Raw genomic sequence first — 25,631 nt, forward strand, 5'->3', positions numbered from 1 at the left:
GATTTTTAAGGGTTTATAATTTTTAATGCGGCAAAAGTACAAAAAAAAGTCCACATTTCGGGGGGTATCTCGGATTGAAGGCTCTTTTTGATTAATTTGCACTGCTTATTTAAATCCTATGCCTACATACGACTTTATTGTCATCGGTTCTGGAATTGCTGGTTTATCCTACACGGTTAAAGTGGCGGACTATTTTCAGCAACGTCAAATCCCCATCAAAATTGCCTTGATTACGAAGACCGTGGCGGAAGAGACGAACACGAAATATGCGCAAGGCGGGATTGCAACCGTTTGGGATTCAGCGGATTCCTTTGAAAAACACATAGAAGACACGATGGTAGCTGGGGACTTTGTGAGTGATCGCAAGGTGGTAGAAATAGTGGTAAATGAGGCTCCAGCGCGTTTAAAAGAGTTAATCGCCTACGGGACTGATTTTGATCGCCAAGCAGATGGATCATTTGATTTAGTGAAAGAAGGGGGCCATTCCGATAAGCGTATTTTGCACCATAAGGATTCAACCGGAAATGAAATAGAACGGGCTTTATTAGCCAAAGTCAAGTCCTACACTAGCGTGGATTTCTTTACGCATTACTTTGCGGTAGACTTAATCACCCAGCATCATTTAGGAGAGAAAGTGACGAAGGATACGCCGGGTAAGAAATGTTTTGGGGTCTATGTGCTGAATCTCAAGACGAATAAAATTGAAACTTTTTTAGGTAAAACCACCTTGTTAGCTACCGGAGGAATTGGTCAAGTATACCAATCGACGACCAATCCCACGATCGCAACGGGTGATGGAATCTCAATGGCCTACCGAGCAAAAGCCTTTGTGCAAGGAATGGAATTCATTCAATTTCATCCTACGGCCTTGTATAATCCGGGTAAAAAACCCTCTTTCTTAATTTCCGAAGCTGTTCGCGGACACGGTGGAATTTTGAAGAACCAAGATGGTTCTACCTTTATGGAAAAGTACGATGCGCGTTTATCTTTAGCCCCTCGGGATATTGTGGCGCGTGCGATCGATTCGGAGATGAAGAAGAACGGAACGGATCACGTTTTCTTAGATACCCGTCATATTCCGAAGGAAGAAATTCTACAGCATTTTCCCATGATTTACGATCATTGCCTGCAGGTGTTAGGTATTGATATGTCTCAGGAAATGATTCCAGTCGTTCCAGCCCAGCATTATTTATGCGGGGGAATTATCGTGAATGAACATAGCCAAACGAATATCGAAAATCTTTACGCCGCCGGTGAATGTTCGTTTACGGGTTTACATGGGGCGAATCGTTTAGCCTCTAATTCCTTATTAGAAGCGATTGTTTACGCGCACCGGGCATTTGAAAAATCAGTTTCTGAATATGGTACTCAGGTGTTGCCGGAAGGTATTCCATCGTGGAATGATGAGGGAACACGCCACCCCGAGGAGATGGTTTTAGTGACGGAGATGACGCGTGAATTAGAGTCCATCATGTCAAATTATGTGGGGATTGTTCGGACGGATCGCCGTTTGAAAAGAGCCTACGATCGTTTGGAATTGATCTATTTAGAGCATGAAGAATTGTACCGTCAATCGAAAATTACGGTGCCTTTGTGCGAATTAAGAAATATGATTAATGTGGCCTATTTGATCATCAAACACGCGCGTGCACAGCGGGAAAACAAAGGTTTGCACTATAACCTAGATCTGATTCTTTAGGTAGGAAACGATTACATCGAGTCCTTTTTCGAAGTGCTGATTGTTCGGAATCACGATGTCACAACTGCGTTTGTGTGGTCGAATAAACTCCTCGTAGGTGGGTTTTACGTGGTATTTCCAGCGGTACATCACATCCTGCAAATCGTATCCTCGCTCTTCGTTATCGCGTTTGATTCTCCGTTTTAATTTGATTTTATCTCGGGCGTCAATGAATATTTTGAGGTCCAAAAGCTGTGCCACCTCCGGAAAGTGAAACACAAAAATCCCCTCCACTACTAAGATTTTGCGGGGATGAAAATGCAACATATCAGGCACTTTCTCCGTGTTATTGAAGGTGTATTCCACCCTACTCACTACTTCGCCGTTACGCAATCGTTCGATGTCTGCCGCAAAAGCTTGGTCATCGATGGCCCCTGGAAGATCAAAATTTTCGATTCCGTTGTGATCCTTCGTCTGGTGTTCGATAGGACGGTAGTAGTTATCTTGGGACAAAAGGCAGATGTCATCCGTCCTGAACTGTTCCATTAATCGGCTTAAAAAGAGGGTTTTACCTGAGGCGCTACCACCAGTGATTCCGATAATAAAAGGACGTTCGATTGTTGACATAAGTGCTTAATTCCGGTGCAAATTTGCGAAAAGGTTTTTATTTAAGCTAAAAAACCGCTTTCATTTTCGGAATTTGAGGTAAATCGCCACTTCATCCTTCGTCTTGGTTTCTATATATTTCAGGCCGGCTTGCTCGAATTCGTCGATGATTTCGGGCTCAAAAAATAAGTCTTTTCCGCATCCTTCATGCTGCAAACGCTCCACTTTGGATATTTCCTCCTCGATAATGATGATGCCACCTTCCTTTAAGGCGCTTTTGATTTTTGCTAGCATAGCTGCGCGATCCTCCAATTCGTGCCAGGCATTAAAGACCCAAATTTGATCTTTATGTAGTAGCTTCTTTGGATTTAGTTCGACCTCCGTATTCCAAATTAACCCCGTTTTTTCCGTGAAATAGTCAATGCTATCTTGGATATCTTCCTGTTGTACGACTGGATCTACTAGGGCTAAATTCTGTGCGGGATAATGTAGGCAAAGGCCTACTTCCCACCAACCATAACCACAGCCAATGGAAGCGATGTGATCCGTCGTTTTCCATCTGCCAAAATCGTAGAATTCTTTCATAGACTCGCAATTTAAGGTATATTTGGTCAATAATATAAAACAACATGGCGATTTTTATTGCACCTACGGCCAGCGTAATGGGTCGCGTTTTCATCTCGAAGGATGTTTCTGTTTGGTATGGCGCAGTAATTCGGGCGGATGTGGAGGAGATTCACCTAGGCGAAGGCTGCAATATTCAAGACAATGCCGTTTTGCATGCAGATGAGGGTGATAAAACCATTATAGGTCCACACGTAACTGTCGGTCACGGCGCCATCGTGCATGGAGCGGAAATAGGAGAGGGAAGTTTAGTGGGGATGCAGGCAACGGTGTTAAATAGGGCCAAAGTAGGGAAGTTTTGCCTCATCGGAGCTCACGCCTTAGTCACCGAAGGGATGGAAATCCCCGATTACTCTTTGGTTTTAGGGACGCCTGCAAAAGTGGTTAAGACCCTTAACAAAGACCAAATTAATCGTCTGAAATATGGCCCACCGCATTATGTTAAAATGGGTGCCGAACACAAATCTGGAAAATTTCCCTTGTTAACCGCAGCTGACTTCGAATAATGGAACTCATACTCATTCGCCACGCACATGCAGGGCCACACACGGTAGAGGATAAAGGACGCCATCTCTCAGAAAGAGGCATTGAAGAAGCGCTTCTTTTAGGGGAGTGGATGCATTTAAAACAATTCCCAGCTGGGTTCTGGTTAATCTCTGATGCCATCCGTACGCGAGAAACGGCTGAATTACTAGGCAAACCCTTCTCAGAATTCGAGTTATCTGAATTTTGGTATATTTCGAGTGGTCCAGATTACTTGACCGAAATCGCGAAGCGCACGGAGCCCATCCTTTATCTGGTAGCTCACAATCCTTCTATTTCTTATCTCGCCTCTTATTTAACCGGCGATATGATTCAAATGGAAACAGTCGGTTGCGTATCTTTGCATTTCCCGGGTCTAAGTTCTTGGTCAGAAATCACCAAAGGCTTCGCCAACATCACACATCAACTATGAACAAGAATCAGAAAATATTTCGCTGGGTGTTAATTTTGTTTACGCTGCTGATGATCGGTTTAGCGATTCAGATGGCTGTAAATACGACGGCGCCATGGCACAAGAAATCGTCTATGAAATCTCAAAATCGTGCTGCGCAATGATTTTGAGATTTCATAGACGATTTCTGTCTAGAGAGCTAGCAGGTCTTTTCTGATAAACATAAAAAAGGGGCGTCAGCCCCTTTTTTATTCCAACTTTGAACTTTGCTCTTTGAACTTTGGTATTTATATCATTTCATGAATGCATCGCCGCAGGCGAATCCAACTCTATGCTTTATTCTTTGTGCTTTAAATAAGTGCTTTATGCTTTAAAAGAAAATCTCTACTCTATACTCTAAAGTACACTAGCAATGTGACGTAAATGATGCTCACAATGCCACGCATATATCCCCAACACCTTATCTAGTTGATACGTAATACCACGTTCTGGGTGTAAATAGGTTTTCTTCCAATCAGACTCGGTCATGGTTTCCATCAAATATACCCAACGCAAGTGGATGTAACGCAAGCCCTCAATAGACCAAGCGATAGGTGCTTGATTGCCATCTGGCATAGATGCCCAATCATCTTCACTATAGGGTTTGATGGTAGGATTGTCTTCTGTTAGGGCCATTTTGAAACGGATGTAGCTGTTCATGTGGCTATCCATTAAATGGTGGATCACTTTGCGAGCTGACCAGCTACCTTCGCGGTAAGGTTTCTCTAATAACGATTCATCAACACCCTTTAATAAGGCGGTTAAATCGTCGGCAGTCGTTGCGATGGTTTTGATCCAAGCGGCTCTGATCTCTGGCGTAATGACCTCAGGGTGTTTGTATTTCCCGATAGGGTATTGCAATGGGTTCAGTTCTGTACTAGACATTCGTGTAAAATTTAGTGATGTCGATAGCTGCTTCTCTCGTATGTGCAATCAAGGGATGAACTCCTGTTTTGATGGCTTCTAGCATTTCTTTGGCGGTATCTTTACTTAAATGTGCGACGTGTAAGGGAAGCAAAGTTTCGCCCTCTTCGATTTCCAAAGTAGTACAAACGCGGAAGTTCTCTGTACCCCTTGCAGCTAATTCCGCTGCCTGAACCTTGATGGCTTGGAAACTTGTTTCTAATGCCTCATCGTCTGCACCAGTAATCTCTAATGCTTGGACTACTTGAGCAGCTTTAGCTTGTAAGGAGGTTGCAATGGCTTCATCTAATCCTTTTAATTGCTGACATAAGACAAAGTAATTTTTGCCCGTTCTTAAGCGCTCGCGGATGGATTGGCGGATGAAGTAGGTCAAAGAATCTGTCACATTCAGCCCGATTTCGGCCATTTGCTTGAAGATTAATGAGCTAGGCGACATTCCTGGGATCGTATTGGGGTCGTGTAAAACAACAATGCCATTCGTATCTAAGAAACCATCTATTCGGGTACAAACCCCAAAGCCTAAGTCCTCAAAAGCTTGTTTAACCTGCGCTTGAATCACTTGTAAGTGAGCAAGGCTCGCGTGCATGGGGATGCGTTTGCGCGTTAATTTGGATTTGTATTTGGCATTAAAATCAAATACTTCTACTGATTCATCGATGACGATCTCGGTAGGAGGTAGGGCCACAGCTTGTCCGGCTGGGGTTTGGATGACACCACAGCTAAATTCGTTTCCATTCACAAATGACTCTAATAAGATGGCATCTTCTGAGTGAATGGATTGAATGCTTGCTTTTGTGACCGTATGGGTGAAGTATTCTCGGAGGGCTTCTAATAAGTTAGCTGGATGATGGTACACCTGTTTTTGGAATACGACTGGGAAACCGATTCCCTCGTCTAGGTTGACCATTTTTTGTAATAAAGCTACTTGCGCCTCATCGTCTAATGTAATCCACTCCTCGCGGTAAATTTCCTCGATGAAAAGACATTTTTTGATGGCTTTATCGAAAACCTCGAGTGAATCTTCCTTCACGAAGGCAAGACCGATGGAGGATCCTTGGTGCGGCGCTTTGGCCACAAAAGGGATGCCGATTTCTTTCTTTACTTGCTCGAAAAGCGTTTCACGGCCGTATTTGTTGTAATCGTCACGCTGTAAAACGAAAAATTTCTTTTCTAGACCAACGGACTTCTTCAGCCATTCATTTTGTTTGGCTTTATCAATACCAATAGCCGATCCTAGTACACTAGGTCCCGAATAAGGAATGTTATACCACTCTAATAGTCCCTGAATACTACCGTCCTCTGCACCTGGACCGTGCATCGCGATGAAGGCAAAGTCAAAGTGTTTCGCAAAATCAGCTGGCTGAATAATTGTGCCGACTTCTTTTAACAGAGCGGCAGCATCTGCATCTGGCAAAGATTCGATGTAGACGTTGAAAGGAGCTGTTTGTAAGCGTTTAGGTGGGTAAAATGAACGAATCGATTCCTCGAAAATGAGCTCTTCCTTGATCAAGATGAAATGGCCTAGGCTATCCACGAAAACGGGGATAGGCTGAAACAAAGCCTTGTTCAGGTGGGCCATCGCTGTTTTACCCCCTAAAAAACTGATCTCCCGTTCACGTGCGGGGCCACCAAAAAATATTCCTATCCGCATCATATGCCTATTAGGGTTTTACTTCTTCTACTGCTGTAATTTCTGGGACATCTCTGCGGATGGCCTCTTCAACCCCTGCTCTAAAAGTCATAGCTGACATATTGCAAGATTGGCAATTGCCTGTTAGGGCTAATTTAAGTACATTTTCAGGCGTGATTTCGACAATTTCTACATTGCCTCCATCGGCCACTAAATAGGGTCTAATGCTATCTAACGCGGTTTGAATGCGATTATGTAGTGGGTGGTTTTCCATATTATGAGGCTTGATTCGCGTTAGAAATGGCTACTTGCTGCGCTAAATTAGCGGCAATCGACGCAAATGCATCGGCGCTTTGGCCTTCACTCGAGGCGATGGGTTTACCTTCGTCTCCTGCTTCGCGAATCGCTTGAATTAAAGGAACCTCACCTAAGAAAGGTACCGCGTATTTTTCGGCTAATTGCTTTCCGCCATCCTTGCCAAACAAATAGTATTTGTTTTCAGGCAATTCTGCCGGAGTGAAATAGGCCATATTTTCAACTAAACCTAACAAAGGAACATTGATGCCTGCTTGCTTGAAGAAGGCTAATCCTTTCGTGGCATCTGACAAGGCGACTTTTTGAGGAGTCGTCACAATCACTGCACCGGTTAGTTTAATTAGCTGAACTAAAGTTAAGTGGATATCAGAGGTTCCGGGAGGGAGGTCGATTAGTAAATAGTCTAATTCATCCCAGTTGGTATCCCCAAAAAACTGACGCAAAGCCTGCGTCATCATAGGTCCTCTCCACGGCACAGGACTTTCGCTCGGAGCTAAAAACCCCATGGAGATCATCTTGATGCCATATTGCATGATCGGTTGAATGCGATTCTTGCCGTCTACTTCTGTGACTAAAGGCTGTAAATCTTCTGCCCCGAACATCACCGGAATCGATGGTCCAGAAATATCTGCATCTAGGATACCTACTTTCGCTCCAGCATTTTTCAAGGCCATCGCTAAGTTCGCTGTTACCGTAGATTTGCCTACGCCACCCTTACCGGATGCCACCGCAATCACGTTTTTAACGCCTGGAATGAGGGGGTCTTTTGAGGTCAAAGTGGTTACTTCGGCCGTCATGTTAATCACGATTTTCAGGTCTGGATGCACTAAGTTGTGAATCGCATCCTCGCAATCTTTTCTGATCTTCTCTTTCAGTGGACAGGCAGGTGTCGTTAAAACGACCGTAAAGCGAACTTCGCCCACGCCTAATTCTACGTCTTTAATCATATTCAAGGTCACTAAATCTTTCTTCAGATCTGGCTCTTGAACGGTGCTCAGGGCACCTAAAATAATCTCTTTGCTTACGCTTAATTCTCCCATGAATCTCTTTTCCTTTTCAAACCTCAAATATACGTGTTTTTTATTTCATGCGCGACGTATTCGGCGATTTTGCACGTATCAATTTCTTGGTATTTTTCGGTATTTAATTCTGCTAATAATACTTCTAAAACACGTCGGTGATCGATTAATTTAGCCGGGTGTGGTTTGTGTGCCAAAGTCCGGTAAATCGAATCCCACCTCTTCCTAATTGACTGTAGTTCTGGGTCGAAATAAGTCGAAACAAATCGCTCCCAAATATAATCCTGCGCCTGTTGGTTCGGATGAATCATATCTGCCTCATAGAAGCGGTAATCACGCAATTCGTCCAGCATAATTTCGTAGGCTGGAAAGTAGTGGACATTCTCGAATTGTTTAGAAATAATGTCTGTTGCTACGCGCAAAGTAGATTTAGAAACCTGATTCTCCTGCATACCGTCTTTGGTATGGCGAACAGGTGAGACCGTTAAAACGACTTGCGTCGTAGATGGGAGAGTGGAGAGTAGAGAGCAAAAATGGGAAACTATCTCATCCACCGTTGATAATCGTTTTTCGAAACGATCTGAAGGCATCTTGTGGCAGTTAGCCACCGTTTTATTTAGATGTTTGTCAAAATAACTAAATGATGTTCCCCAGGTGAGGATTAAAAAGTCCGCTGAAGTCTTAAAATCCACGACCTCCGTTGCCACTGATCGAATATCTTTTACTAAGTCTGCTGAGGAATTCGAAGTAAACACTGAATGATAATCCGGGTGCAAAAAATAACCTCCATGCTCATACAGATCTTCCGAAACTTCCCCTGATAAAGCCCTAGTAATCGCAAAAGGATGAAATAGGGTGCCAAAAGGCTGCGTCATAACCTCCAGCGGCAATTTACTCAAACGCGATCCCATCGAGGCTGCAAAACAAGAACCCATCGCCAGCACCCGACTCTGATGATTCATCAGAACAGGTGCTGCAGGTATGGGAAATGTCGTGGTTAATTGCATTATTTTACAGAAGTCGCCCAAGTGTTCATTTTAGTTTCCAAAACGTCTAAAGGCATATTTCCATCCTTCAAAAGTTCGTCGTGGAAATCCGATAACTTGAATTTAGGGCCCATTTCTTTCGTCAAGCGCTCGCGAATCTCGCGGATTTTCAAGGCGCCGATTTTATAACTCAATGCTTGCGCTGGAATGGCCATATAACGTTCGATTTCAGCGATCGTGCCTTCCTCACTTAAAGGCTCATTATCCATCATGTAGTTGATGGCTTCTTCCCGTGTCATGTTTTTTGAGTGCATACCCGCATCGACCACTAGTCTGATCGCCCGGTGCATTTCATCTCCTAAGGCTCCCATATATTGGTATGGATCCGTGTATAGGCCTAATTCCTTGCCTAGACTTTCGGTATATAATGCCCAGCCCTCTGCATAGGCAGAGTTGCCTCCGAAGCGGCGGAACTTTGGCAAATCAGCATTTTCTTGTTGCAAGCTGATTTGGTAATGGTGTCCTGGAATCGCTTCATGTAAGAATAAACTTTCCATTCCAGAGGTAAAATTGAATTTTTTAGCGTCCAAAATAGGTACATAAAAGATCCCCGGACGTGTTCCGTCTTCTGATCCTTGGAAGTATTCAGCAGAGGCAGATGCAGCACGGAAAGCTTCGGTTTGGCGAATTTCAAAAGGCGTTTTAGGTACGCGACCAAACATCGTCTTTAACGACGGTTCCATCTTCTTATGAATGGCGTGGAAAGCGGCTAAAACCTCTGCAGGAGTCTTATAGGGGTAGAATTTCGGGTCAGTCTTCATGTGTGTGAAGAATTCCGCTAACGTTCCTTTGAAGCCTACCGCGTTTTTCGTTTTCTCCATTTCGGTACGAATACGCTTTACTTCGCTTAACCCAGTTTGGTAGATTTCGTCTGCTGGTTTGTCCGTAGTAGTTAATACACGAATTAAGTATTGGTAGTACGCTGCGCCATTTTTCAAGGCACTAATTCCCGTGCTAGAGCGTGCTTTCGGCAAATATTCGTCCTGTAAAAAAGTAGCTAAACGAGCATAAGCCGGAAGAATTTCGTTTTGAATCGCCGCCGTGTATTCGGCTGTAAAACGCTTTTTGTCAGCTGCTGAGAAAGAGGCAGGAAATTGCTTTAAAGGTCCGTAAAAAGTGGATTCCTTGATGTCCTTCACAGCGAAAGAGGTTAATTGAGGAATGATTTTGACGACCAAAGCCTTTGGCAATACATAATCCTCCTTCATTCCTCTACGGAAATAAACAATCGAAGAATCTAAATAGGCCACGCCTTTTTTCATTCGCTTAGCCCAGTTTTCATAATCCTTAACGGTCTTGAATGGCTGCATTACCTGGCCAGAGCCTAATTGCGCGAAAGTCAAGTGGAATCCATAGAATTGGTTCAATGGAGTCAAATTATCTGGATAGGTCAATCCCTCCAAGCCTAATTTGATGTCACGAGTCAATAAATCATAGGTGATTTGATCGTTCGCATTCAAATCATCCCGATGTAAGGCTGATAAAGAATTTTGGTATTTCTCTAAAACGGATTTCACTAGTGCGCGGTGGCTATCGGTGAAATCGATGTTTAACTGATCATTGTAGCGGTTATCACCGTTCGCAGTGGCTGCTCCGGGATTGAGTTTTAATTGCTCTTCATAGTAGTCTCCCACTATTTTAGCTAACTCGGTAGAGGGTTGATCTGACTTTTTACAAGAAAAAAAAGACAAAAGAAGGCATAAATAGAGGAGTTTTTTCATCGTTTATTTGCTGATTTTAGGGGCAATTTACGTAAATTGGTCTTTGCATTTATACCTAAGTTAAGAATTTATACATTAAATAAGTACTATGTCAGGATTGGGAGCGGAGCGCGCACGATTGCAATTGCGAAACGATAATAAAGGGTGGAAAAAATGGGGGCCTTATTTGACGGAGCGTCAATGGGGAACAGTGAGAGAGGATTATTCCGCCCATGGAAATGCCTGGGGGACGATAACCCACGATATGGCGCGTTCGAAAGCCTACCGTTGGGGAGAAGAGGGGATAGGGGGTATATCAGATAATAAACAACACGTTTGTTTTGCGTTTGCCTTTTGGAACCACCGAGATCACATTTTAAAAGAACGCTTTTTTGGATTAACGGGATCGGAATCGAACCACGGAGAGGATGTTAAAGAACTCTATTATTACCAAGATTCGACGCCTACGCATTCCTACCAAAAAATGCTGTACAAGTATCCGCAGCAAACATTTCCCTACCAAAAGCTGATTGATGAATCTAAAAATCGAAATCGCCAGGAGCCGGAGTACGAGCTTTTGGATACGGGGATTTTTGATAATAATGAATACTTCGATATTTCGATCGAATATGCGAAAGCGGACGAACAAGATATTTTGATTAAAGTAACCGTAGAAAACCGCTCGAAAGTGGCGGCGCCTATCACGGTTTTGCCTACCATTTGGTACCGAAATACGTGGTGCTGGGGTTACGAGAAATACAATTACAAACCACTGCTAACGGGGGTGGGAAATTCATTTATTGAAGTCGATCACCGCGTGGTAGGGCGTTTTAAATTGTATGCAGAGGATGCGGATGAATTTCTTTTCTGTGATAATGAGACGAATTTTCAGCGTTTGCACCACTCGGATAACCTCTCGCATTTTACAAAAGATGGGATTAACGATTACATCGTAAACAAACAAAAACACGCCGTTAACCCGAACCACATTGGGACGAAAGCCTCGGTAAAATACACTGACAAGATTCCAGCGGGAGGCAAGAAAGTGTATCGCCTGCGTTTGAGTAATGTGACACAGCGCGAGCCATTCGCGGATTTTGATCAAGTTTTCGAAGATCGCATCATCGATGCGGATCAATTCTATGCGGAATTGCAGAAAGGAATTGAAGACGATAATTTACGTTCTTTGCAGCGCCAGGCCTATGCTGGGATGCTGTGGACGAAACAATGGTATTATTATAATGTATTCGAGTGGATTAAAGGTGATCCATCGATGCCGAAGCCAGATGCGAGCCGGAAAAATGGTCGAAATAGCACCTGGAGGCACATGTATGCGGCGAATATTTTGTCGATGCCGGATAAATGGGAGTACCCGTGGTTTGCGGCCTGGGATTTAGCGTTCCATACTTTGCCTTTGGCTAGATTAGATCCTGATTTTGCCAAAAGACAGCTAGCCGTTATCCTCCGCGAATATTACATGCACCCGAACGGCCAAATTCCGGCCTACGAATGGTCCTTCTCCGACGTCAATCCTCCGGTGCACGCCTGGGCAACCTGGAAAGTCTACGAGATCGATAAGGAAATGAATGGCGGAAAAGGGGACGTCATCTTTTTAGAGCGTATTTTCCACAAACTATTATTGAACTTCACTTGGTGGGTGAACTTGAAAGATGAGGGAGGAAATAATATTTTTGGGGGAGGATTCCTTGGAATGGATAATATCGGGGTGTTCGACCGCTCCGCTGAATTACCTACAGGGGGCCACCTAGAACAGGCCGATGGAACGGGTTGGATGGCGATGTATAGCTTAAATATGCTACGTATTGCCTGCGAGATTGCACTAGAGAATCCGGTCTACCAAGATATGGCCTCGAAATTCTTCGAACACTTCTTGCACATTGCCGGGGCGATGCAATCGATCGGTGGAGATAAGTTGAATCTTTGGGACGAAGACGATCAGTTCTATTATGACATGTTGCATAAAGAAGATGGATCTGCAGAATTATTGAAAGTGCGCTCCATGGTAGGTTTGATTCCACTATTCGCAGTAGAGACCTTGACATCAGAGATGCTGGAAAAATTACCTGCCTTTAAACGCCGCGTGGAATGGGTATTAAATAACCGTCCAGACTTAGCCAACTTGATTTCACGTTGGTACGAACCGGGTAAAGGGGAGACACGTTTACTGTCGATCTTACGTGGTCACCGGATGAAGATGATTATGAAAAGGATGTTCGATGAGACGGAATTCTTGTCAGATTTTGGCATTCGTTCCTTGTCTAAATTCCACAAAGAGAATCCCTATAAATTTGCCTATGAGGGAGGTACGCTGCAAGTTGATTATACGCCTGCAGAGTCTACGGGCGATATGTTTGGCGGAAATTCGAACTGGCGCGGACCTATTTGGTTCCCGATGAACTACTTGATTTTGGACTCCTTATCGAAGTTCTCTGACTATTATGGTTCAGACTACGAGGTAGAATTCCCAACGAATTCGGGTGAAATGATGAATATCAAAGACGCAGCGCGTGGGGTTTCTGAGCGTTTGTTAGCGATGTTTGTGCCGGATAAAGACGGGAAAACACCGATGTATGGCGAATACGATAAATTCCAAGATCCTCATTTTAAAGATTCACATCTCTTCTTCGAATACTTCGACGGAGATACCGGAAAAGGATTAGGCGCGAACCACCAAACCGGTTGGACAGGCTTAATCTCCGAAATAATCAGACAATTACATGGCAAAAACTAGTCCAGAAGAGAATTTTGCGGCCTTAGGCCTGACACTTCCACCCGCTCCTAAACCTTTAGGCGTATACAAACCGGGTTTACAGGTAGATCATTTTTACTATGTTTCAGGCCATGGCACGGTGCAGACGGATGGCTCTTTGATTATTGGTCGCATCGGAAAAGACTTGGATATAGAAGAGGGGAAACTAGCGGCGCGCCAGGTGGGTTTAGCGATTTTGGCGACCTTAAAAGCACAGTTAGGATCCTTGAATCGCATTAAACGTGTTATCAAAGTCTTAGGAATGGTCAATGCCACAGACGATTTCTTGCGTCACCCTTACATCATCAACGGATGTAGCGAATTATTCGCCCAGGTGTGGGGAGAAGAAAATGGCATAGGCGTTCGGTCCGCGGTGGGAATGGGGACTTTGCCCGATAATATTCCGGTGGAAATCGAAGCCGTTTTTGAACTGAACGACTAAGCCGAAACTTCTAGCATCGCTTTCAGAGCTTTGTAGGCAGGAACGCGCGTTGCTTCTGGTAAATTGATTTCCGGCAACTCGTAATACAAGGCATTATACAATTTCTCCAGCGTATTCATCTTCATATACGGACACTCGCTGCAAGCGCAGGTGTTTTGCTCGTTTGCAGGTGCCGGAATCAAGTGCTTCTGCGGCACCGATTGTTTCATCTTATGCAAGATTCCCGCTTCCGTTGCCACGATGAAGGTGGAATTAGGCGACGTTTCCACGAATTTCAACAGGGCCGTCGTCGAGCCCACATAATCCGCTTCTTTCAAGATCACTTCCTTGCATTCCGGGTGCGCGATCAATAACGCTTCTGGGTATTCTTGCTTTAAAACGGCTAATTTCTCTAACGAAATGTCGATGTGCACCATGCAGGCGCCTTCCCAAAGGATTAATTCACGTCCTGTCTTGTGAGCGACATAGCGACCTAAGTTCGCGTCTGGAGCAAAGATGATCTCGCGATCTGCCGGAATCGATTCCACGATTTGAACCGCGTTTGACGAAGTACAAATGATATCGGTCATCGCCTTGATATCGGCTGAACAGTTGATATAAGAAACCACCACAGCATTCGGGTGTTTGGCTTTTAATGCCGCAAATTCAGCTACTGGAACGGAGTCAGCTAGTGAACAACCTGCGTTAAAGTCAGGTACCACCACTTTTTTCGTGGGATTTAAGATTTTCGCCGTTTCACCCATGAAATGAACGCCACAGAAGACGATTAAATCCGCCTCCGTTTTCTCAGCTGCCTGGGATAAACCTAAGCTATCGCCTACGTAATCCGCCAGTTCTTGGATTTCACCATCCACATAGTAGTGTGCCAAAATCACCGCATTTTTCTCCTTCTTTAGTCGTTGGATTTCGGTGATGAGTTCGACTCCTTTAGGGGTAGAACGGGCAATGTAGCCCACTGAGGTTGCTTCTTCCTGTAAATTCATTTCGCTTTTAGGCTTAAATCTAAACTCTTTACTTGGTGGGTTAATGCCCCCACGGAAATATAATCGACACCCGTTTCGCCATAGGCGCGGAGTGTTTTTTCTGTAATTCCACCAGAAGCCTCGGTAATGAAGCGTCCGTTAATTTTGCGAATCGCATCGCGGAGGCGATCGGGTGTAAAATTGTCTAGCATGATGCGCTTTACCCCACCTATCGCAAGTACTTCGTCTAATTCTGTTTCATTTCTGACCTCAATCATGACTTCAATGGGCTTCGATAAGGTCTTAGCATAGCTGAATGCTTTTTCTAAAGCCTGCTTAATCCCACCCGCAAAGTCCACGTGATTATCTTTTATTAAGATCATATCGAATAAGCCATACCGGTGATTAACCGCTCCACCTATCTTACAGGCCCATTTTTCTGCCAAACGGAAGTTAGGAGTTGTCTTTCTCGTATCTAACAATTTCGCGCGTGTGCCATCTAGGATGTTAACTAAAGAGCGTGTGTAAGTCGCAATCCCGGACATTCGTTGCATGCAATTCAATACTAAACGCTCCGCTTTCAATATCGATTGGGAGGATCCACTTACTTCTAAGACCACTTGTCCAGGCTCAATCCAGGTTCCATCGGGAATGAAAACCTGCACCAGTAAAGTCGGATCTACTTCCTTGAAAATAGCCAGTGAAAGTTCCACTCCGGCCAAAATTCCTCGGTCCTTTACCTTTAGTTCCGCCGTTCCTTTAGCATCCGCCGGGACCGTAGAAAGCGAGGTATGGTCGCCTTCACCCACATCTTCCCGAAGGGCTGATTGGATGAATGCTTGAACGTAAGAAGGGTCTTCGTAGTTGAACATGCGTCTATTTTACGCCCCAAAATTACGAAAATTACCCGGAGAATTGATTTCTAAGAAAAATATCCTATTTTTGCTACCTACAATGCAAAAGAAGGTTAAAATATCCCATCTCATCCTGTTTATCCCCGTGCTTTTTTGGCTCGTGGCTAAGCCTATTTCCCTGTTCGCAGTGGAGACAGGTGCAGTAAAGACGGAGAAGACTTCTAAGCACACGATTGTAAAGGCTGAACAAAATGTTTATCAGTCTGCTACCACTCTACAACTCGATTTTCCTCAAGATTGGAACTTCAGCAGCCCTACCGAAATCTTCGTTGCGCGCTCGATGCAAGCCATTAAATTGCCTGCATTCACTCATCGCACGCAATTCTTACGGATTTTATTTACCCAATTTATAGCCACTCTGGCGCCGTGAGGGAAAGTCACTAGTCGGGAGTCGATAGTCACTAGTCGGGAGTCGATAGTCGCTAGTCGATAGTCGGGAGTCACTAGTCGGGAGGATACATTCACCACTCACCATTTACCATTCACAATTTTTCATTTACCATTAACCATTTAAAGTTATGCGTTACAAAAGTGCCATTATTTGGCTGTCTACGATTATTTCAGCCTTATGTATTTTCTTCCTTTCGTTTACGTGGAAGTCTAATCAATTAAAAGAACAAGCTATCAAGTATGCTACGACAGCAGATGGCAAAGTAGATGCAGCGAAGCGTTTACATTTCATTGATTCCCTTTGGAAACAACCCGTTTATATCGGATATACGTTACAAGAAGTAACTCAATATGCGTTACAAAAAGGTCTTGACTTAGAAGGTGGTTTGCACGCGGTTTTAGAAGTTTCTCCAGCAGAAATCTTGCGTGCCTTATCAGGTAAGTCAAACGATCCTGCATTTGAGAAAGCACTAGCAGCGGCAGGTGCGGCTCAAGCGACTTCGACGAAATCGTTTAACGAATTGTTCTATGAAGAATTCGCGAAGGCGGCTCCTAACCAAACTTTGGCATCCGTATTCGCTAATTCAGTGAACCGCGGTAAAATATCTTCTACTTCAACTGATTCACAAGTTCAGAAAGTAATCGATGCAGAAATCGACGGTGCAGTTGATCGTGTTTACAAGATCATCCAAGCGCGTATCGATAAATTCGGTGTAGCTAACCCGAACATCCAACGTCTTCCAGGTACTAACCGTATCCAGGTAGAATTACCAGGTGTGGAGAATCCTGAGCGTGCACGTAAATTATTATCAGGTGCAGCGAAATTAGAATTCGTTGAGTGTTATGAATTGAACGAATATGGCGGAGGCTTAAATGCGTTAGGTGCTTTATTAGATAGAGAAGCGAAAGCTCCAGTAGCAGCTGCACCAGCGGCGGCTCCGGCGACGAAGGATACGGCGGCTAATGCTTTGGCAAACAAATTAGCAGCAGCTCCTGCGACGAAGGATTCTGGAAAAGCAAAAGCAGATACGTCTGCAGGTTCTGCTTTAACGAAATTATTCTTGCCTTTAGGAAATAATATCGGTGTATATGTAAAGGATACGGCTCGTGTGAACGCTTTGTTCGCTCGCGCTGAAGTGAAAGCGATGTTCCCTGCGAACTTAACGTTTGCTTGGGCAGCGAAAGGAATTCCAGCTAAGAATGGCGACGAGATCCTTTCTTTAGAGGCTTTGAAAAAAGCAGAAGGTCAATCCGCTCCATTAGAGGGTGATGTGATCACGGATGCAGCACAAGATTTTGATCAAGCAGGTCGTGCGGAAGTGACGATGGCGATGAACGGAACGGGTGCTCGTATTTGGAAAAACTTAACAGGTGCTAATATCGGACGTCGTATCGCGATCGTTTTAGATGGTTATGTATATTCTGCTCCAGTCATTAACGGTGAGATTCCAGGTGGTCGTTCTTCGATCTCAGGAAGCTTTACAGTAGAAGAAGCAAAAGATTTAGCGAACGTATTGAAAGCAGGTAAATTGCCAGCTCCTACCCGTATCGTGGAAGATGCGTTTATCGGTCCTTCTTTAGGGGCTGAGTCGATCAACCAAGGGTATATGTCAATGGCATTAGGTTTATTATTAGTGATCGTGTTTATGATCGGTTACTATGGAACTCCGGGTTGGATGGCGAACTTAGCCCTGTTCTTTAACGTCTTCTTTATCGCAGGTGTTTTAGTCCAAATCCAAGCAGCGTTAACCCTTCCAGGTATCGCAGGTATCGTGTTAACGTTAGGTATGGCGGTCGATGCGAACGTATTGATCAACGAGCGTATCCGCGAGGAATTACACAAAGGGAAGGGCTTGTTAGATGCGATTAACGTAGGTTACGAGAAAGCGTTAAGTGCGATTTTAGATGGTAACATCACGACGGTATTGATCGGTGTGATCTTAATTATTTTCGGTTCCGGTTCTGTAAAAGGTTTCGGAGTAACGCTTTGTATCGGTCTAGTGACGTCTGTCTTTACAGCGGTGTATATCTCTCATATCTTAGTGGATTGGATGGCGAAACGTGCGATTAAAGCAGGTAAGGAGAAAGAAATGACATTCGAAACATTTATCTCGCGTGATCTTTTCAAAGGAATGAACTTCGACTTTATCGGAAAGCGTAAGTATTCGTATTGGTTCTCTTGGTCATTAATCGCTATCGGAGCTATCGTGTTATTTATGCAAGGTGGTTTCAACCTAGGTGTGGATTTCAAAGGTGGTCGTTCATACGTAGTTGAGTTCAATCAAGCGGTACCGACTGACAAAGTGAAAGAAGCGTTAGCGGATGATTTCGGTGGAAAAGGTGTGGAGGTAAAAACCTTTAACGGTCCTACGAAATTAAAAGTGACGACGTCTTACTTAGTGGAAGATGAGTCAATCACCGCTAATAATACGGTTCGTACGGCATTAGACAATGGATTGAAAGAATTTACAGCACAAGGTCCTAAGGTAGTTTCTACTTCCAAAGTAGGAGCAACCGTAGCTGATGATATTTTGACACAATCATTCGTGTCAATCTTCTACGCCTTGATTGCAATCTTTATCTACATCTTGATTCGTTTCCGTAAATGGCAATATTCATTAGGTGGAATTGTAGCCTTAGTTCACGATACTTTAGTGGTATTAGGAATGGTAGGTATCGTTCGTTTGTTTGGCTTCGAATTAGAAATCGACCAAGTATTTATCGCGGCGGTATTAACGGTGATTGGTTATTCGATTAACGATACCGTGGTTGTATTTGACCGTATCCGTGAGGAGATTGGTTTAGATGCTGACTTAGGTAACAAAGAATTGATGATCAAAACGATCAACGAATCGATTAACCACACGATGTCTCGTACAGTGATGACTGCGACTACGGTATTCCTAGTTGTGACGGTATTGTTGATCTTCGGTGGCGACGTGTTAAGAGGTTTCTCTTTCGCGATGTTTATCGGGGTTGTGTTTGGTGCTTATTCGTCTATTTTCGTGGCAGCACCGATTGTGATTGACTTCGGAACTTCGAAGAAAGTAAAGAAATAATTTATTCTGCTGGTTGCTCGAAAGGGTGACCAGCATTTTTTTTGTATTTCATCCTAAAAACTAGAATTATGAATAACAGTATTTGGAGAAAAAAACCGATGCACATGTTTGAGCAAGACATGCAAAAAAGTGAGCTCAAGCGCGTATTAGGGAAATGGAGTTTAACGGCTATCGGTATCGGTGCGATTATTGGTGGTGGTGTTTTCGTATTAACAGGAACGGCAGCGCATTATCATGCGGGTCCTGCTTTAGCTTTATCCTTCGTGATTGCGGGGATTGGCTGTATTTTCGCAGCGCTTTGCTACGCAGAGTTTGCGGCGATGTTACCGGTAGAAGGTAGCGCCTATGCGTACGCTTACGGAACGGTAGGTGAATTATTTGCTTGGATTATTGGTTGGGGATTGATCCTCGAATATGCGATGGGTGCGATGACGGTCGCCGTGAGTTGGTCTGGATACTTTAATAAACTCCTCCATCTCTTTGGACTACATTTGCCTGAAAATTTAACAAATGACCCAGTTACTTTTGGTGGAGCTGCGGTGAATTTACCAGCTTTAATCATCGTTTGGTTTGTGACTTGGATTCTTGTTAAAGGGATTAAAGAAGCAGCTAGCGCGAACAACTTAATCGTTGTCTTGAAAGTGGCTGTGATCTTATTTGTGATTATCATGGGAGCGTTCTACATCGATGTAGCGAACTGGACTCCATTTATCCCAGAAGAGACTTTAGTAGAGCACGAAAGTGGTGAAATGCTTCCTGCGTATGGCTGGGGTGGTATCATCTCAGGTGCTTCAGCGATCTTCTTTGCCTATATTGGTTTTGATGCCGTTTCTACGCAAGCTGGTGAGGCAATCAACCCGAAGAAAGATATGCCTTTCGCTATTATCGCGTCTTTATTGATTTGTACGGTATTGTATATCGCGGTTTCATTAGTGTTAACCGGGATGATGAATTACAAAGATATCACGGGCGATGCCTTGAAAGCTCCAGTAGCTTTTGCTTTTGATCAAGCGGGTCAACCTTGGGCTGTGTTTATCATTACAGCGGCAGCGACAGCGGGTTTATTATCCGTTATGTTAGTGATGATGTTAGGTCAAACACGTGTATTCTTAGGTATGGCGAAAGATGGTTTATTGCCAAAATTCTTCGCAGAAGTTCACCCGACTTTCAAAACACCTTATAAGTCAACAATCTTAGTAGGTGCGGTAGTTTCTTTAGTGGCAGGTTTTACACCGATTTCTTTATTAGGTGATATGACTAGCTTCGGTACTTTATTCGCCTTCACGATGGTTTGTTTAGCGGTATGGATTCTTCGTTTCAGAGATCCAAACCGTGACCGTCCATTCAAAGTGTCTGGCTTAAATATCATTGCTCCACTAGGTATCTTAGTGAACACGTTTTTAATCTTGAACTTAGGCCGCACGGCGCAAATCTTTGCGATTGCGTGGTTATTGTTCGGATTAGTGGTTTACTTCTTATACGGTAGACCAAGATCATTACTGAATACGAGAGAGTAATTCTTTCAAAGAGAAGGAGCCGGGGCGAAAGCCCCGGCTTTTTTTTGCCCTTTTAATTCCACCATTTTTGGCGTATTTTTGCACCTTGATTTTTTAATAAAGAACGAATGAGTCAGATAGTAACTGAAATTGCGAAACGTAGAACCTTTGGGATTATTTCTCACCCCGATGCTGGTAAAACCACATTGACGGAGAAATTGCTTCTCTTCGGGGGAGCGATCCAAACAGCCGGTGCCGTAAAATCGAATAAGATTAAGAAAGGCGCTACCTCTGACTTTATGGAGATCGAGCGCCAGCGTGGGATCTCGGTCGCGACATCCGTGATGACCTTCGAGTACAATCAATTAAAAATCAATATCCTGGATACGCCGGGTCACAAGGACTTCGCTGAAGACACCTACCGTACCTTAACGGCGGTCGATTCCGTGATCTTAGTGATTGACTGCGTGAAGGGTGTGGAGGAACAAACGGAGCGTTTAATGGAGGTTTGCCGCATGCGCAAGACTCCCGTGATCATCTTCATTAATAAGATGGACCGCGAAGGCCAAAACCCGTTCGACCTGTTGGATGAATTAGAACAAAAATTAGGCATCTCTGTGCGCCCGTTGACTTGGCCGATTAATATGGGCCAAAACTTCAAAGGCGTCTATAACCTCATGGAAAAATCGCTGAATTTATTCTCAGCGAATAAGACCAAAATAGAAAAAGAAGTCGTTGCTGTGGATATCGATTCTGCTGAATTAGATACCCGCGTGGGAGAACGTGACGCGAATCAATTGCGTGAAGATGTCGAGCTAATTGACGGCGTTTACGAACCCTTTGACCGTAACGATTACCTATCTGGTGATATAGCCCCTGTGTTTTTTGGCTCTGCAGTAAATAACTTCGGCGTGCAAGAACTATTAGATACGTTTACCCGCATCGCACCCTCGACGCAAGCGCGTGGCACCGATGTGCGTACCGTGGAACCAGAGGAAAAGAAATTCACTGGATTTATCTTCAAAATCCACGCGAACCTAGACCCGAAACACCGCGACAGAATCGCCTTCTTACGCATCTGTTCTGGTACTTTTAAACGCAATACTTTCTACCAACACATTCGTTTAAAGAAGAACGTTCGTTTCGCGAACCCGTATAACTTTATGGCCCAAGACAAAGAGGTCATTGAAGAAGGTTTTCCAGGCGACGTTGTGGGTCTTTACGATACCGGTAACTTCAAAATCGGTGATACCCTCACCGAAGGCGAAGTATTGAACTACCAAGGCATTCCTTCCTTCTCACCAGAGATTTTTAAGGAGTTAATTAACCTCGATCCGATGAAAGCCAAACAGCTCGAAAAAGGGATCGACCAGTTAACCGACGAGGGAGTTGCCCAATTATTCTTGCAACCCCAATTAGGTAACCGCAAAATCGTAGGAACGGTAGGTGAACTTCAATACGAAGTAATCCAATACCGTCTCGAGCACGAATACGGCGCGAAGTGTCGCTTCGACGGCATGTCCGTAACAAAAGCCTGCTGGATCACTTCAGAAGATCCCAAAAAGCTGCAAGAATTCGTCCGCTTAAAGGGCCAAAACATCGCCCAAGACAAAGACGGCAATTATGTTTTCTTAGCCGAATCCGATTGGATTCTTCGGATGAATCAGACGAACAATCCGGAGATTGAATTCCACTTTACGAGTGAGTTTAAGTTAGCATAAAACCGTTGGTTTTAAAGCATAGAGCATAAAGCACAAAGAATAAAGTTCGAATCTCCTGCGGAGATGGCTGTATGAAATATTTCTAAATGCATAAAAAATGGGGCCTGAGCCCCTTTTTTTATGCCAACTTTGAACTTTGCTCTTTGAACTTTGCTCTTTTAATTAAGCCCTAAATCCCCCTGAATCACCCCCACCTTCTTCTGCAATTCTGCATATACGGTAAAGAAGTCTGCCGCAGAAGTTAAAGGAGCATTTACGGAAACATAGAACTTGATTTTAGGCTCCGTACCCGATGGACGAGCGGAAACTTTCGATCCGTCGGCTAGAATTAATTGAATCACATTCGATGCTTCGATGCCTAAGCCTACTTTGATAGGTGTTGTTTTGCCTGTTAATAAGTCGGTTGAAACTAATCCCTCGTAGTCCAAAACGCGAACTGGCTTCGAACCTGCCACCGTGGCTGGGACGTTTGAGCGTAAGTTGATCATCATTTGTTTGATCTCCTCGGCGCCGGCTTTTCCTTTTTTGGTCAACGAAATAAGACCTTCGTAGTAGAAATTGTTTTCTACGTACATCTCAGCTAGGAAGTCGAAGAGCGATTTGCCCTGATCTTTCGCGTAAGCCGTTAATTCCGCGATCATTGCGCAAGAGGCCACTGCGTCTTTATCGCGCACTGCATCGCCGATTAAATAGCCATAGGACTCTTCTCCGCCGCCCAGGAACTTTTCTTTTCCTTCTAATTCGCGGATGACTTGGGCGATGTATTTGAAGCCGGTTAAGGTATTATAGCAAGGCACGCCTTTAGAGGCGCACATTTTGTCGATTAAATCGGTCGTTACGATGGTTTTCGCGGCGAACTCGTTGCCCTTTAAATCCGATACTTTTAACAAGTAATACAGGATTAGGCTGGCCATTTGGTTCCCGTTTAACAGGGCCCATTCGCCGTCTGGGCTTTTCACAGCGGCTCCTACGCGGTCTGCGTCGGGGTCGGTGGCGATGACGAGGTCGGCATCGATTTCTTTGGCCTTATTTAATGCCAAAGTCAAGGCTTCCTTCTCCTCCGGATTCGGATAAATCACCGTAGGGAAGTTTCCGTTCGGAATCGCTTGCTCTTCTACGACCGTCACCGCCTCAAATCCTAATAGGGCCAAAGCAGGCGGCACTAACGTAATCCCGGTTCCGTGAATAGGGGAGAAGACGATTTTAAGGTCTTTTTGGCGCTTGATCACTTCCGGTTGGCGGCAGTTCTCAAGGATTGTTTGTAAGTAGGCCTCGTCAATAGCGCCATCTAATAGGTGCAATAAGGCATCGTTTCCTTCGAATTTGATGTCCGCAATACTCGTAATTGCGTTCACCTCTTTCACGATGTTCTTATCATGCGGAGCAACCACTTGAGATCCATCAGACCAATAGGCTTTATAGCCGTTGTATTCTTTTGGGTTATGCGACGCCGTGATTACTAAACCTGCTTGGCAACCTAGGTGGCGAACCGTGAAGGAAAGCTGTGGTGTGGGACGCAAAGCCGGGAATAGATAAACTTCGATCCCATTCGCGGTGAAAATATCCGCAGCGATGCGCGTGAATTCGGGCGAATTATTGCGAGAATCGTGCGCGATGGCTACTTTGATTTTTTGGCCTGGTAAAGACGCATTTAAGTAGTTTGCAAAGCCTTGAGTGGCAGCGCCTACCGTGTATTTGTTCATTCGATTCGAGCCTACACCCATCTCGCCGCGCATTCCACCTGTCCCAAATTCCAGGGATTTGTAGAAGGAGTCCGTCAAAGTAGTCTGATCGCCTTTCGCGATCAATTCTTGGATAGTTGCCTTGGTTTCAGCGTCGTAAGGGCCTGAAAGCCATTGGTCAATCGTTTGTTGCGTGGTCGAATCTAAGGTCATATTATGCAGAAATTGTGCCAGTGAACACTTGTTTCGCTGGGCCGATCAAGAAAATATTGGTAAAACCAGTGATAGCATCGCCGTCGAAATTGACTGCTAATTCCCCACCTAGGGTTTTGATTTTAATTGGAGTTTGTACGTTTTTGAAGGTCTTGGCCACTAAAGCCGCCGCCGTCACGCCCGTACCACACGAATACGTTTCGTCTTCCACACCGCGTTCATAGGTGCGGACGAAGAGCGTTTGGTCATCTAATTTTTCAACGAAGTTTGCATTCGTCCCATTAATAGGTTGGTATGCCTCAGAGTAGCGGATCGCTGCACCGGTATTTTTAACATCATAAAACTGCACCTGATTCGTAAAACGCACGAAATGGGGCGAACCCGTATTCGTGAAATAGTCATCATTGTGCTGCTCGATGCCCGGAACATCCACCATTTGCAAGGAGATGGTCTCTGGTGTAATATAGGCCAAATGGGGTCCATCTACCGCGATAAAGTGTGCTTTCTCGGTCACGATGCCTAAATCTGCCGCAAAGCGAACTAAACAGCGACCACCATTACCACACATCGTGCCCTCGGTTCCATCGGAATTATAATAAACCATTCGGAAATCATAGCCCTCAGCCTCTTGCAAGAGCATAAAGCCATCAGCTCCGATCCCAAAACGGCGGTGGCAAAGCAATGCAATCGCCTCTTGATCTAGGCCAAAAGTCTTAGCGCGGTCATCGACCACCACAAAATCATTTCCAGTTCCTTGGTATTTGTAAAAATGCATAAGGCAATTTAAGAAATTTGGCTCAAATATCGCTCCTTAATTATCCTAAGGTGGTGTTTTTCATGACCAGCAATCATCCAAGCTAATGCACGTGCACTGATCGATTTGCCATTTGCCTGGCCCATTTGGTTCCATTGCTTGCTGGAAAATGAGTTCAATAAAACAAAGGTCGCGACACGGGTAGCCTTGTATTGTGCTAAAATATCCATCGCTTCCTGCGTTTCGTATTCTGATGCCGCCTGGTATTCATTTTCGTCAAATCCTGGTAAGGCTGTTTTTTCGCCTCTGGATAGTGCCAAAACTCGGTATGAAAAGATTCTTTCCGTATCAACCATATGTCCTAATAAACCTTTCAGGCTCCACTTTCCTGCTGCATAGGCGAACTCTGCTTGACCTTTAGGTAAATTATCATACAAGTCGATGATTTCTTTGGACTGATTTTTCAATACCTCGAATAAATTTTCTTCTTTCTCAAAACTCAGATATTCAGCGAAATACGTAGCATTCGGGTATTCGTAGCTAGCAGGTAAATGCATATTTTCTTATTTTTTTACCCAAAGGTATTGTTTCAAAGCAGAAAATCCCTAATTTTGTGCCACCAATTACAAGACGGTCCGGTAGTTCAGTTGGTTAGAATACATGCCTGTCACGCATGGGGTCGCGGGTTCGAGTCCCGTCCGGACCGCCAACTA

23 protein-coding genes and 1 tRNA gene are annotated in these 25,631 nt (G+C 44.3%); 11 read left to right on the top strand and 13 right to left on the bottom strand.

All coding sequences use genetic code 11. The features are described from left to right. Positions 1 to 118: 118 nt before the first annotated feature. Positions 119 to 1,699 carry an L-aspartate oxidase gene (gene nadB / locus EWU21_RS01745; protein WP_130895075.1) on the top strand — a complete coding sequence of 527 codons (1,581 nt, stop codon included), beginning with the start codon at positions 119 to 121 and terminating at the stop codon, positions 1,697 to 1,699. On the opposite strand, the gene udk is transcribed toward nadB, so the two are convergent. Next, a complete protein-coding gene (gene udk / locus EWU21_RS01750; RefSeq protein WP_130895076.1) occupies positions 1,682 to 2,305 on the bottom strand; it encodes a uridine kinase in 624 nt (207 codons plus the stop codon). The genes nadB and udk overlap by 18 nt on opposite strands. 60 nt (positions 2,306 to 2,365) lie before the next feature. After that, complete coding sequence (locus EWU21_RS01755) at positions 2,366 to 2,869, bottom strand: hypothetical protein (protein WP_130895077.1); 504 nt, start codon at positions 2,867 to 2,869, stop codon at positions 2,366 to 2,368. Between the two features lie 44 nt (positions 2,870 to 2,913). Here EWU21_RS01755 and EWU21_RS01760 point away from each other — a divergent pair, with 44 nt between their 5' ends. Genes EWU21_RS01760 through EWU21_RS11230 form a run of 3 tightly spaced genes read left to right on the top strand, consistent with a single transcriptional unit; the run spans position 2,914 to position 4,006 of the window. Beyond that, positions 2,914 to 3,414 (top strand): gamma carbonic anhydrase family protein, encoded by a 501-nt coding sequence (locus EWU21_RS01760; protein ID WP_130895078.1) that lies wholly within the window; start codon positions 2,914 to 2,916, stop codon positions 3,412 to 3,414. Next, positions 3,414 to 3,863, top strand: coding sequence for a SixA phosphatase family protein (locus tag EWU21_RS01765; RefSeq protein WP_130895079.1), 450 nt, complete (start codon positions 3,414 to 3,416; stop codon positions 3,861 to 3,863). The genes EWU21_RS01760 and EWU21_RS01765 overlap by 1 nt, the downstream gene beginning before the upstream one ends. After that, on the top strand, positions 3,860 to 4,006 hold the full coding sequence (locus EWU21_RS11230; RefSeq protein ID WP_161566458.1) for a hypothetical protein: 147 nt from the start codon (positions 3,860 to 3,862) through the stop codon (positions 4,004 to 4,006). The genes EWU21_RS01765 and EWU21_RS11230 overlap by 4 nt, the downstream gene beginning before the upstream one ends. Positions 4,007 to 4,238: 232 nt before the next feature. Here the strand turns inward: EWU21_RS11230 and EWU21_RS01770 are convergent, their stop codons facing one another. The 6 genes from EWU21_RS01770 to EWU21_RS01795 are packed head-to-tail and all read right to left on the bottom strand — an operon-like array spanning position 4,239 to position 10,536. Next, complete coding sequence (locus EWU21_RS01770) at positions 4,239 to 4,766, bottom strand: YfiT family bacillithiol transferase (RefSeq protein ID WP_130895080.1); 528 nt, start codon at positions 4,764 to 4,766, stop codon at positions 4,239 to 4,241. Continuing rightward, positions 4,759 to 6,459 (bottom strand): D-alanine--D-alanine ligase family protein, encoded by a 1,701-nt coding sequence (locus EWU21_RS01775; RefSeq protein ID WP_236633158.1) that lies wholly within the window; start codon positions 6,457 to 6,459, stop codon positions 4,759 to 4,761. The genes EWU21_RS01770 and EWU21_RS01775 overlap by 8 nt, the downstream gene beginning before the upstream one ends. A gap of 7 nt (positions 6,460 to 6,466) precedes the next feature. Continuing rightward, entirely contained in the window at positions 6,467 to 6,709 is a 243-nt protein-coding gene (locus tag EWU21_RS01780) for a NifU family protein (RefSeq protein WP_130895081.1), read from the bottom strand. 1 nt (position 6,710) lies between these two features. Next, the gene (locus tag EWU21_RS01785) at positions 6,711 to 7,790 is read right to left on the bottom strand and encodes an Mrp/NBP35 family ATP-binding protein (protein ID WP_130895082.1); all 1,080 of its coding nucleotides are present in this window, start codon (positions 7,788 to 7,790) and stop codon (positions 6,711 to 6,713) included. 23 nt (positions 7,791 to 7,813) lie between these two features. After that, on the bottom strand, positions 7,814 to 8,776 hold the full coding sequence (locus EWU21_RS01790) for a GSCFA domain-containing protein (protein WP_130895083.1): 963 nt from the start codon (positions 8,774 to 8,776) through the stop codon (positions 7,814 to 7,816). After that, positions 8,776 to 10,536: a DUF885 domain-containing protein gene (locus EWU21_RS01795; RefSeq protein WP_130895084.1), complete on the bottom strand. Its 1,761-nt coding sequence runs from the start codon at positions 10,534 to 10,536 to the stop codon at positions 8,776 to 8,778. Before EWU21_RS01795 ends, EWU21_RS01790 begins: the two co-directional genes overlap by 1 nt. An 88-nt stretch (positions 10,537 to 10,624) precedes the next feature. Here EWU21_RS01795 and EWU21_RS01800 point away from each other — a divergent pair, with 88 nt between their 5' ends. Both EWU21_RS01800 and EWU21_RS01805 read left to right on the top strand, forming a co-directional pair. Next, a complete protein-coding gene (locus tag EWU21_RS01800; RefSeq protein WP_130895085.1) occupies positions 10,625 to 13,267 on the top strand; it encodes an MGH1-like glycoside hydrolase domain-containing protein in 2,643 nt (880 codons plus the stop codon). After that, positions 13,254 to 13,727, top strand: coding sequence for a RidA family protein (locus EWU21_RS01805; protein ID WP_130895086.1), 474 nt, complete (start codon positions 13,254 to 13,256; stop codon positions 13,725 to 13,727). The genes EWU21_RS01800 and EWU21_RS01805 overlap by 14 nt, the downstream gene beginning before the upstream one ends. Here the strand turns inward: EWU21_RS01805 and nadA are convergent. Continuing rightward, the gene (nadA, locus tag EWU21_RS01810; protein WP_130895087.1) at positions 13,724 to 14,710 is read right to left on the bottom strand and encodes a quinolinate synthase NadA; all 987 of its coding nucleotides are present in this window, start codon (positions 14,708 to 14,710) and stop codon (positions 13,724 to 13,726) included. The genes EWU21_RS01805 and nadA overlap by 4 nt on opposite strands. Beyond that, complete coding sequence (gene nadC / locus EWU21_RS01815) at positions 14,707 to 15,561, bottom strand: carboxylating nicotinate-nucleotide diphosphorylase (protein ID WP_130895088.1); 855 nt, start codon at positions 15,559 to 15,561, stop codon at positions 14,707 to 14,709. The genes nadA and nadC overlap by 4 nt, the downstream gene beginning before the upstream one ends. An 82-nt stretch (positions 15,562 to 15,643) precedes the next feature. Between nadC and EWU21_RS01820 the strand changes: the two genes are divergently transcribed. The 4 genes from EWU21_RS01820 (at position 15,644) to EWU21_RS01835 (ending at position 22,269) form a co-directional block, all read left to right on the top strand. Further along, positions 15,644 to 15,973 carry a hypothetical protein gene (locus EWU21_RS01820; protein ID WP_130895089.1) on the top strand — a complete coding sequence of 110 codons (330 nt, stop codon included), beginning with the start codon at positions 15,644 to 15,646 and terminating at the stop codon, positions 15,971 to 15,973. A 148-nt stretch (positions 15,974 to 16,121) separates the two neighbouring features. Then, positions 16,122 to 19,052, top strand: coding sequence for a protein translocase subunit SecDF (gene secDF / locus EWU21_RS01825; protein WP_130895090.1), 2,931 nt, complete (start codon positions 16,122 to 16,124; stop codon positions 19,050 to 19,052). 68 nt (positions 19,053 to 19,120) lie between these two features. Further along, a complete protein-coding gene (locus EWU21_RS01830; RefSeq protein WP_130895091.1) occupies positions 19,121 to 20,569 on the top strand; it encodes an amino acid permease in 1,449 nt (482 codons plus the stop codon). Between the two features lie 107 nt (positions 20,570 to 20,676). Further along, positions 20,677 to 22,269, top strand: coding sequence for a peptide chain release factor 3 (locus EWU21_RS01835; RefSeq protein ID WP_130895092.1), 1,593 nt, complete (start codon positions 20,677 to 20,679; stop codon positions 22,267 to 22,269). Positions 22,270 to 22,427: 158 nt separating this feature from the next. Here EWU21_RS01835 and EWU21_RS01840 read toward each other — a convergent pair whose 3' ends face one another. From EWU21_RS01840 to EWU21_RS01850, 3 genes are read right to left on the bottom strand one after another with little or no spacing between them, the layout of a single operon-like run. Continuing rightward, positions 22,428 to 24,164 carry a phospho-sugar mutase gene (locus tag EWU21_RS01840; RefSeq protein ID WP_130895093.1) on the bottom strand — a complete coding sequence of 579 codons (1,737 nt, stop codon included), beginning with the start codon at positions 24,162 to 24,164 and terminating at the stop codon, positions 22,428 to 22,430. 1 nt (position 24,165) lies between these two features. Further along, entirely contained in the window at positions 24,166 to 24,939 is a 774-nt protein-coding gene (gene dapF / locus EWU21_RS01845) for a diaminopimelate epimerase (RefSeq protein ID WP_130895094.1), read from the bottom strand. Between the two features lie 8 nt (positions 24,940 to 24,947). Then, a complete protein-coding gene (locus EWU21_RS01850) occupies positions 24,948 to 25,475 on the bottom strand; it encodes a DinB family protein (RefSeq protein WP_130895095.1) in 528 nt (175 codons plus the stop codon). Between the two features lie 75 nt (positions 25,476 to 25,550). Here EWU21_RS01850 and EWU21_RS01855 point away from each other — a divergent pair. Continuing rightward, positions 25,551 to 25,627: transfer RNA gene (locus tag EWU21_RS01855), tRNA-Asp, on the top strand. Positions 25,628 to 25,631 lie beyond the last annotated feature (4 nt).

The sequence above is a fragment of the Aquirufa antheringensis genome, from assembly GCF_004307425.1.
GTDB lineage: Bacteria > Bacteroidota > Bacteroidia > Cytophagales > Spirosomataceae > Aquirufa > Aquirufa antheringensis.

Bases quoted from the DNA above. Each gene is read 5' to 3' on its own strand.
- nadB (WP_130895075.1), top strand. From the start codon at position 119: ATGCCTACATACGACTTTATTGTCATCGGTTCTGGAATTGCTGGTTTA.
- udk (WP_130895076.1), bottom strand. From the start codon at position 2,305: ATGTCAACAATCGAACGTCCTTTTATTATCGGAATCACTGGTGGTAGC.
- EWU21_RS01755 (WP_130895077.1), bottom strand. From the start codon at position 2,869: ATGAAAGAATTCTACGATTTTGGCAGATGGAAAACGACGGATCACATC.
- EWU21_RS01760 (WP_130895078.1), top strand. From the start codon at position 2,914: ATGGCGATTTTTATTGCACCTACGGCCAGCGTAATGGGTCGCGTTTTC.
- EWU21_RS01765 (WP_130895079.1), top strand. From the start codon at position 3,414: ATGGAACTCATACTCATTCGCCACGCACATGCAGGGCCACACACGGTA.
- EWU21_RS11230 (WP_161566458.1), top strand. From the start codon at position 3,860: ATGAACAAGAATCAGAAAATATTTCGCTGGGTGTTAATTTTGTTTACG.
- EWU21_RS01770 (WP_130895080.1), bottom strand. From the start codon at position 4,766: ATGTCTAGTACAGAACTGAACCCATTGCAATACCCTATCGGGAAATAC.
- EWU21_RS01775 (WP_236633158.1), bottom strand. From the start codon at position 6,459: ATGATGCGGATAGGAATATTTTTTGGTGGCCCCGCACGTGAACGGGAG.
- EWU21_RS01780 (WP_130895081.1), bottom strand. From the start codon at position 6,709: ATGGAAAACCACCCACTACATAATCGCATTCAAACCGCGTTAGATAGC.
- EWU21_RS01785 (WP_130895082.1), bottom strand. From the start codon at position 7,790: ATGGGAGAATTAAGCGTAAGCAAAGAGATTATTTTAGGTGCCCTGAGC.
- EWU21_RS01790 (WP_130895083.1), bottom strand. From the start codon at position 8,776: ATGCAATTAACCACGACATTTCCCATACCTGCAGCACCTGTTCTGATG.
- EWU21_RS01795 (WP_130895084.1), bottom strand. From the start codon at position 10,536: ATGAAAAAACTCCTCTATTTATGCCTTCTTTTGTCTTTTTTTTCTTGT.
- EWU21_RS01800 (WP_130895085.1), top strand. From the start codon at position 10,625: ATGTCAGGATTGGGAGCGGAGCGCGCACGATTGCAATTGCGAAACGAT.
- EWU21_RS01805 (WP_130895086.1), top strand. From the start codon at position 13,254: ATGGCAAAAACTAGTCCAGAAGAGAATTTTGCGGCCTTAGGCCTGACA.
- nadA (WP_130895087.1), bottom strand. From the start codon at position 14,710: ATGAATTTACAGGAAGAAGCAACCTCAGTGGGCTACATTGCCCGTTCT.
- nadC (WP_130895088.1), bottom strand. From the start codon at position 15,561: ATGTTCAACTACGAAGACCCTTCTTACGTTCAAGCATTCATCCAATCA.
- EWU21_RS01820 (WP_130895089.1), top strand. From the start codon at position 15,644: ATGCAAAAGAAGGTTAAAATATCCCATCTCATCCTGTTTATCCCCGTG.
- secDF (WP_130895090.1), top strand. From the start codon at position 16,122: ATGCGTTACAAAAGTGCCATTATTTGGCTGTCTACGATTATTTCAGCC.
- EWU21_RS01830 (WP_130895091.1), top strand. From the start codon at position 19,121: ATGAATAACAGTATTTGGAGAAAAAAACCGATGCACATGTTTGAGCAA.
- EWU21_RS01835 (WP_130895092.1), top strand. From the start codon at position 20,677: ATGAGTCAGATAGTAACTGAAATTGCGAAACGTAGAACCTTTGGGATT.
- EWU21_RS01840 (WP_130895093.1), bottom strand. From the start codon at position 24,164: ATGACCTTAGATTCGACCACGCAACAAACGATTGACCAATGGCTTTCA.
- dapF (WP_130895094.1), bottom strand. From the start codon at position 24,939: ATGCATTTTTACAAATACCAAGGAACTGGAAATGATTTTGTGGTGGTC.
- EWU21_RS01850 (WP_130895095.1), bottom strand. From the start codon at position 25,475: ATGCATTTACCTGCTAGCTACGAATACCCGAATGCTACGTATTTCGCT.